This is a genomic window from Arthrobacter sp. I3, from assembly GCF_000520575.1.
Classification (GTDB): Bacteria; Actinomycetota; Actinomycetes; order Actinomycetales; family Micrococcaceae; genus Arthrobacter; species Arthrobacter humicola_A.
Genome location: NZ_KI914910.1, coordinates 37,382 through 45,454 on the forward strand (window position 1 = coordinate 37,382; position 8,073 = coordinate 45,454).

Here is an 8,073-nt window from a genome sequence, read left to right on the forward strand (position 1 = left end):
GGCGTGCCACTGCTGGCCCCGCCTGCGGCGGATCGTGCCGCCGTCGTACGTGTGGGCGTGCTGACCATTGTTACTCCTCGCGGGTCTGAGCCTGCCCTTCCACGAGCTCGCGGACAGCTTCGATGAAGGCATCGCCACGGTGAGCATAGGAAGAGAACTGGTCCATGGAAGCAGCCGCCGGGGCCAGCAGCACAGTGTCCCCGGAGGCGGCCAGCTGAGCCGCCGAGGCAACGGCCTGGGCCATCACAGTCTCGCCGAAAATCGGCGAAGGGCCTGCGTCGGCTTTGGCCGTACCGGCAGTCTGCACGTCTTCAGTCTCGCCCTTGCCCTGCCCGATCACGGGGACATCCGGCGCGTGTCGCTTCAGGGCGGCCTGCAGATCGCTGGAGTCCGCGCCGATCAGGACCACGGCCTTGAGCCGGCTGCCCTGTTCCTGGATCAGGGAGTCGTAATTCACGCCCTTGGACAAGCCTCCCGCGATCCACACCACATTCTGGAACGCGGACAAGGAGGCGGCGGCGGCGTGCGGGTTGGTGGCTTTGGAATCGTTGATCCACAGCACACCCTCATGCCGGGCCACCAGCTGGATCCGGTGGTCTCCCGGAAGGTAGTTCAGCAGGCCCTGGCGCACAGCCGATGGCTCCACCCCGTAGGCCCTGACCAGGGCAGCGGCTGCCAGCGCGTTGGCCACCATGTGGCGCGGCGCCACCGGTCCGAGGTCGGCGATCGAGGCGAGTTCGGCCGCGCTGTCCTTGCGTTCGGCGATGAACGCCCGGTCAACCAGCAGCCCTTCCACGACGCCGAGCATGCTGATGGCCGGGGTCAGTGTGGTGAATCCCACGGCCCGGCAGCCTTCAACCACGTCCGCGTCCTCGACCATGCGTTCGGTCTCGATCTGCTCGGCGTTGTAGATGCAGGCCTTCTGCGTGTTCGCGTAGACCTTGGCTTTGTCGGCGAGGTAGGAGGCGTAGGAGCCGTGCCAGTCCACGTGGTCTTCAGCGACGTTGAGGCACACGCTGGCCACGGGTGACACCGAGTGGCTCCAGTGCAGCTGGAAACTGGACAGTTCCACCGCGAAGGCGTCGTAGTCCACGGGATCGCGCAGGGCGTCCAGGATCGGGGTTCCGACGTTGCCTACGGCGATCGCTTTCAGGCCGGCGGCCTGGAGCATGGATTCGGTCAGGCCGACCGTGGTGGTCTTGCCGTTGGTGCCGGTGATGGCCAGCCAGTCGGCGGTCTTGCGGCCCTCGCGTTCGCGGAGCCGCCAGGCGAGCTCGACGTCGCCCCACACCGGAATGTGCGCCCGCGCCGCTGCGGCGAGCAGTGCCTGGTCCGGGCGCCAGCCCGGGGACGTGACCACCAGGTCCGGCTTCTGCCCGTCGATCTTCGGAACGGACTCCACCGCTTCCTCGCCCAGCAGGACGTCCACGGCGCCGACGATCCGGAGTGTGTCGGCCTGGGCCAGCGCCTTGGCGCTGGTGGCGGCATCTACCACCACCACGCGGGCGCCGAGTTCAATGAGGGTGTCGGCGGCGGCGAAGCCGGAGACGCCGATGCCGGTGACCACGACGCGCAGGCCGGCCCAGTCGGAATCCCAGGTGGTGAGTCCTTGCAGCCGGGGCGAGGTGGTGAGCGGGGCGGGGATGGGACCGGTCACAGCAGCACCACCCATTCGGCGTAGAAGATGCCCAGGCCGGCGGCGACAAACAACCCGGACAGGATCCAGAACCGGACCACCACCGTGACTTCGGCCCAGCCCTTGAGTTCGAAGTGGTGCTGGAGCGGTGCCATCTTGAAGAACCGTTTGCCCTTGGTGATTTTGAAGTAGCCCACCTGGATGATGACCGAGAGCGTGATGAGGACGAAGAGCCCGCCGATGAAGGCCAGCAGCAGTTCGGTGCGGGACAGGATAGCGAAGGCTGCGACGGCGCCGCCGATGGCAAGGGAGCCGGTGTCGCCCATGAAGATCTTCGCGGGCGAGGTGTTCCACCACAGGAACCCGACCATCGCCGCGCTCAGGATGGCGGCCAGCAGGGCCAGGTCCAGGGGGTCGCGGACCGAGTAGCAGCCGCTGCCGGCCTGCCGCGGGGATCCGCAGGCCTGGTTGCTTTGCCAGATGCCCATGAGCGTGTAGGCCCCGAAAACCATGACCGAAGCGCCGGCGGCCAGGCCATCGAGGCCGTCGGTGAGGTTCACGCCGTTGGTCGCGGCCGTGACGATCAGGTTGGACCACAGCACGAACAAGATGGCGCCGAGCACGGTTCCGGCGAACGCGAGGTTAAGCCACGGAATATCGCGCACCAGCGAGATCTGGGTGGACGCCGGGGTCAGGCCCGCGGCGTTCGGGAAGTTCAGCGCCAGTACGGCAAAGATGATGCCAACGGCGCCCTGGAGGATCAGCTTGGCCTTGGCGTCCAGGCCCAGGCTGCGCTGCTTGGAGATCTTGATGAAGTCATCCAGGAATCCGACCAGGCCCATGCCCACCATGAGGAAGAGCAGGAGAAGCCCGGAGGCGCTTGGCCCCGGTGAGTGCGGGTTCATCATCCACATGATCAGGTGCGTGAGCCCGTAGCTGACCAGGACCGCGACGACCACAACGGTGCCGCCCATTGTGGGCGTGCCCCGCTTGGTGTGGTGGGAGGTGGGTCCGTCGTCCCGGATGAATTGTCCGTAGCCCTTGCGGACCAGGAACCGGATGAACAGCGGGGTGCCCACAAACGCGAGGAGCAGCGCCATTCCGGCGCCCATCAGCAGTGCAATCACAGCTGTGCACTCCCTTCTGTGGCGGTTGCGGCAGTTCCCTCAGCAGGTCGCTCGGGAGAGTCTTGGGTGGCATGTGGGGGTAATGCTATCCGATCCCCCAAGTGGCGCAGCCCGATGCCGTTCGAAGACTTGAACAGGACCAGGTCGCCCGGCTGGAGCTCGGCTTGGAGAAGCTCGTAGGCCTCGTCCGCCGTCTCGGCGAAAACGCATTCGTCGCCCCAGGAGCCTTCGTTGACGGCGGAGACATACAGCGACCGCGCCTCCCGGCCCACCACGACGAGCCGGGAGATGTTCAGCCGCACCACCTGGGTGCCGACTGCCATGTGCTCGCGGATGGAATCCGGGCCCAGTTCCAGCATGGCGCCCAGGACCGCCCAGGTGCGGCGGCCGCGGCCCAGTTCGGCCAGCGTCCGCAGTGCTGCCCGCATGGACTCCGGGTTGGCGTTATAGGCATCGTTGATGACGGTCACGCCGTCGGGACGCTCCGTGCGCTCCATCCGCCAGCGGCTGGCGGCGGTCTGCGCGCTGAGCGAGGCCGCGATCTGCGCGCCGGGGATGCCGGCCGCGTGCGCCGCGGCCGCGGCCGCGAGGAGGTTGGCCATGTGATGGGCGCCGATCAGCTTGGCGGCGACGTGGTGCCGGGTTGGTCCTTGCTCTGCTTTCCCGTCCGTCACGTCGGCGGGCAGGTAGAGCTCAAACTCGGGGTGGCCGTCGGCGTTCAGTTCCACATCCGCGGCCCTCACCACATCGGCTTGGGCCACGTCGGTCTGGATGGTGCTGTCCTGGCCGGTGGTGGCCGCGCGTGAGGTGTAGCCGAGCACGCGGGCCCGGGTCCGGGTGGCCATCGCGGCGACGCGGGAGTCGTCCAGGTTCAGCACGGCGGTGCCCGCGGCCGGGAGCGCCTCCACGAGTTCGCCCTTGGCGACCGCGATGTTCTCGACGCCGCCGAACTCGCCGGCGTGGGCGGAGCCGACGCCGAGGACGACGCCGATCTCCGGCCGGACCATGTCCGCGAGGTATTGGATGTGGCCGATGCCCGTGGCGCCCATCTCGATGACGAGGTAGCGGGTGTCGAAGTCGGCTTTGAAGACTGTGAGCGGCACGCCGATCTCGCCGTTGTAGGACCCTTGCGGTGCAACTGTGGCACCTTCGGCGCCGGCGGCCGTGAAGATTCCGGCGAGCAGGTCCTTCGTGGTGGTTTTGCCGGCGGAGCCGGTGATGCCGACCACGGTGAAAGCGGCGCCGGCCGCGGCGCGGCTGGCGCGGATCCGGCGGACGGCTTCGGCGGCCAGCGCGCCCATGGCGAGGACAGCGTCCTCAACGACGACGGCGGGATAGTCCGTTCCGGCGGCGTCGGCCACTTCGCGCTCCACGAGCGCCAATACGGCGCCCCGGTCAAAGGCTGCGCCGACGAAGTCGTGTCCGTCGGCGTTCTCCCCCGGTTTGGCCACATAGAGGGAACCCGCCGTGGCCTCGCGGGAGTCGGTCACCACGGAGGCGGGGGTAATTCCCGGTTCCGCGGCGAGCCGGCCGTTGGTTATGTCGGCGATTTCCGCCGCTGTAAATGCAATCATCTCGGTTTAGGACTCTATCCGGTGGTCTTCGAGAACGGTGAATCCCCGTGCTGTCAAGGCGTTCCGAAGCTCCACCCGGTCATCCAGTGCCAGGTTGACTCCCTTGACTTCCTGCCAGACCTCGTGCCCGCGCCCGGCTACCAGGATGGTGTCCCCGGCTCCGGCGAGCTCCACGGCCTTCAGGATGGCGGCGTCGCGCGGGAAGACTTCCAGGACTGTGCAGTCCAGGCCTTCGTCGTCCTTGGCCGCCAGGGCCCCGGCAAGGACGTCCGCGCGGATGGCCGCCGCGTCCTCGTCGTGGGGATCGTCGTCGCTGACAATCACGGTGTCCGCCAGCCGCGCCGCGATGGCCCCCATCGCGGGGCGTTTGCCCTGGTCCCGCTGGCCGGTGGCGCCGAAAACGATGATCACTTTGGATCCGGGTTCCGGGGACCGGACGGCTTCGAGGGCACGGGCCAGGGCGTCGGGGTTGTGCGCGAAGTCCACCACGGCGGCCGGTGCCGTGGATACGAGCTGCATCCGGCCGGGCACGGCGACGGTGAAGGGATCCGCGGCGTCGAGGGCGGCCTGCACCGCGGCCGGCTCGTGGCCGCCGGCGAGGACCATCACTGTGGCCAGCGCGGCGTTGGCGACGTTGAAGCCGCCCGGGAGGCCCGTGTGGACGCGCAGCTCGGCGCCGTCGCGGTGCCGGAGGACGAAGTCGGAGCCGAGGCCCCGCGGAGCAGTCCGGGCAACGGTCCAGTCCGCGGTCCCGTCGGCGTCAGCCGGCCCGGCGCCGTCGGCCCCGGCCGTGGCCAGGGTCGTGACCGGGATTTCGGCGGTGGCCGCGAGCTTGCGGCCCCAGTCGTCATCGATGGTCACGACGGCGGCGCGGGCGCGTTCCGGCGTGAACAGCCGGGCTTTGGTCTGGAAGTATTCCTCCATGGTCCCGTGCAGGTCCAGGTGGTCCTGGGTGAGGTTCGTGAAGCCGGCGACGTCGAACACCACGCCGTCGACGCGGTGGAAGGACACGGCGTGCGAGGAAACCTCCATGGAGGCGGCATCGAGCCCGCGTTCGCGCATGAGCGCCAGCAGGGCGTGCACATCCGTGGATTCGGGCGTGGTCAGCAGGCTCGGGATCGGCTCCCCGCCGGCCAGGATCTCAATTGTCCCGATCAGCCCGGTCCGCTTGCCCAGCGCCCGCAGCAGGGCATTGATGAAATAGGTGGTGGTGGTCTTGCCGTTGGTGCCTGTCACCCCGAAGAGGGCCGGTGCCCCGGCGCCGTCGGGCCTGCTCTGGTAGATGAGCGCGGACAGCCGGCCGACCACGTTGCGCGGCTCGTGGGCCAGCAGCACCGGGACGGCGATGTCATGGCCCAGGGCCAGCAGGCGCGCCCCGGCGTCGTCTGTCAGGACCGCCACGGCGCCGGCGTCGACGGCCTGGGACACGAAGTCGGCCCCGTGCCGTGTGGCGCCCGGCAGGGCCACGTACAGGTCTCCCGGGCGGACCGACCGGGAGTTCAGGGAGATCCCGGTGACCTGGACGGAGCCGGACGCACCGGGAACGGCCACGCCGATCGCCGCGCCAATAGCTGCCAGCGGCACTGCGGCAACCGCAGTGGGCCGGAAGCCCTGGGTGGAGTCATGGCCGGACGGCGCGGAAGCATCGGGGTCGGTGAGCTCTGACAAGTGGATCTCCGTTGTGGTGCTAGTGGATCGGGCACTGAACTAATCGGGCACTGAAAAAATCTGGCACTGAATGAATCGGGCACTGGTAGATCGGGACCTGCGCACGCGGAAATGCTCCGGCGCGCAGGCAATGGGTGTGGCGTCGGCTGGTGACTTCCGGGTGCCAGGTGGAACAGGCGCTACTTGGCGTACTGCGGCAGCCGCGCGGGTTCGCCGGTGGAGGGCTGGACGTTGAATGTGCGCAGCGTCTGGCTCATCACCGAACGGAACACCGGTCCGTTGGTGATTCCGAAGATGCTTCCCTTGGGCCGTTGCAGGACCACCTCAACAATAAACCGCGGATCGTCCATGGGCGCCATTCCGATGATGGAGGCTGTATAGCCGCAGAACCCTGATTTGCCGTCGTCGCAGGGCGATTCGGATGTGCCGGTCTTGGCGCCCACCCGGTACCCGTCGATCGCAGCCTCTTTGATCTCACCCTCGGTTACGGCGCTCTCAAGGATGTCGCGGACCTGTTTTGCGGTCTCCTTGGAGACGACCTGCTGCGGGGCCTTGGCCGGGACTTTTTCCTCGGCGCCGTCCGGGTTGATGTAGCTGTCGATCAGCCGGGGCTGGAGCATCACGCCGTCGTTGGCGATGCTCTGGTAGGCCCGGACGGTCTGGAGGGTGGTTTGGGCGACGCCCTGGCCGAAGAGCACTGTGTACTGCTGGCGCCCGTCCCACTGGTCGGCCGGGGTCAGGATGCCCTTGGATTCGGCCGGCAGACCGATGTCGGGGGCCTCGCCGATGCCGAACTTCCGCAGCCAGTCATAACGCTGTTCCTTGCTCAGTCGCTGGCCCACCATGACTGTGCCGGTGTTCATGGAGTAGCCGACAATGCCCGCCAGCGTCCGCTGCTCGGTGCCGTGTTCGAACGCGTCGCTGAAGGTCTGCCCGTCCACGGTGTAGGTCGGTGGAATGGTGAACCTGTCCAGCGGGCTGGACTTCCCTTCCTGGATCGCCGCTGCGGCCGTGATCATCTTCTCCACCGAGCCGGGCTCGTAGGCGGCGGTGACTGCCCGGACCCCGCGGTCCTCGGCGGCAACCTTGCCGGGGTCGTTCGGATCCGGGGAGTCGGTATCGGCCATGGCGACGATGTTTCCGGTCTTGGCGTCCTGGACCACAATCACACCCCACTCGGCGCTGAGCTTGTCCTTCTGGCTTTGGATCGCCTGCTGGGAAAAGTACTGCAGGTCCGAGTTCAGCGTGAGTTTGATGTCCTTGCCGTTCACCGCCGGCGTCAATTGGTCCACGCCCACCGGGATGCGCAGTCCGTCGGCGCCGATTTCAAACAGCCGCTTGCCCGGTGTGCCTTTGAGAACCTCGTCCTGGGTCTGTTCGAGGCCCGCCTGTCCGGTGCTGCCGTCCTTGAGGAAACCCACGATTCCGCCGGCCACGGAGCCGTTGGGGTACACCCGCTTGCTGGTGCCTTCGGTGACGATGCCGGGAATCTGCAGCTTGGACACCTTGTCCTCGACGTCCGGTTTCAGGTCCTTGGCCACGATGTAGTAGCGCTGGGTTCCTGTCAGGGCATCGCGGAGGGTGCCGCGGTCCATGCCGAGCACTGCGGCGAGTTCGGAGATGCCCTGGTCCCGGGTGACCTTGACGAGTTCGTCCTTGCCGTTGATGGTCTCGAACCGGCGGAAGGATTCGGTCTTGGTGTTGACTGTCTGGTCCACCACGACGTTGTAGCGGATGACGCTGCTGGCCAGGACCGCGCCGGAGGAATCAAGGATGCTGCCGCGCTCCGCAGGCAGCACGGTGGGCGTGAGCCGGTTGTTGAGGGCGGCCTCAGCCAGTCCCCCGATGTCCAGGCCCTGGACCATGAACAGCTTGCCGCCGACCACCAGCAGGAGCGCCAGCATGATGCCCAGCCCCATGCGGAGCCGCCGGGTGGGGTTTGGGGCTTTCGCCTTGCTTGCCCTGCCGGAGTTCTTCGCCACGGTGAGTCCTTGCTGCTTGCCTTGCTGGTGGTCAGTGAACGTTACTGCCCCGGCGTCTTCTGTGCGGGGGCGGGAACCGAGCCGCC

Annotated in this window: 5 protein-coding genes; all 5 read right to left on the minus strand. The window is 67.8% G+C overall.

Going from position 1 to position 8,073, the window contains the following annotated elements; all coding sequences use genetic code 11:
* Nucleotides 1–70: 70 nt before the first annotated feature.
* Nucleotides 71–1,657, minus strand: coding sequence for a UDP-N-acetylmuramoyl-L-alanine--D-glutamate ligase (gene murD, locus Y706_RS0106040; RefSeq protein WP_028275880.1), 1,587 nt, complete (start codon nt 1,655–1,657; stop codon nt 71–73).
* Nucleotides 1,654–2,763 (minus strand): phospho-N-acetylmuramoyl-pentapeptide-transferase, encoded by a 1,110-nt coding sequence (mraY, locus tag Y706_RS0106045; protein ID WP_028275881.1) that lies wholly within the window; start codon nt 2,761–2,763, stop codon nt 1,654–1,656. The genes murD and mraY overlap by 4 nt, the downstream gene beginning before the upstream one ends.
* Nucleotides 2,760–4,337 (minus strand): UDP-N-acetylmuramoyl-tripeptide--D-alanyl-D-alanine ligase, encoded by a 1,578-nt coding sequence (gene murF, locus Y706_RS0106050; RefSeq protein ID WP_028275882.1) that lies wholly within the window; start codon nt 4,335–4,337, stop codon nt 2,760–2,762. Before murF ends, mraY begins: the two co-directional genes overlap by 4 nt.
* A 6-nt stretch (nt 4,338–4,343) precedes the next feature.
* Nucleotides 4,344–6,005: a UDP-N-acetylmuramoyl-L-alanyl-D-glutamate--2,6-diaminopimelate ligase gene (locus Y706_RS0106055; RefSeq protein ID WP_028275883.1), complete on the minus strand. Its 1,662-nt coding sequence runs from the start codon at nt 6,003–6,005 to the stop codon at nt 4,344–4,346.
* A 179-nt stretch (nt 6,006–6,184) separates the two neighbouring features.
* Nucleotides 6,185–7,987 carry a peptidoglycan D,D-transpeptidase FtsI family protein gene (locus Y706_RS0106060; RefSeq protein WP_028275884.1) on the minus strand — a complete coding sequence of 601 codons (1,803 nt, stop codon included), beginning with the start codon at nt 7,985–7,987 and terminating at the stop codon, nt 6,185–6,187.
* Between the last annotated feature and the right edge of the window lie 86 nt (nt 7,988–8,073).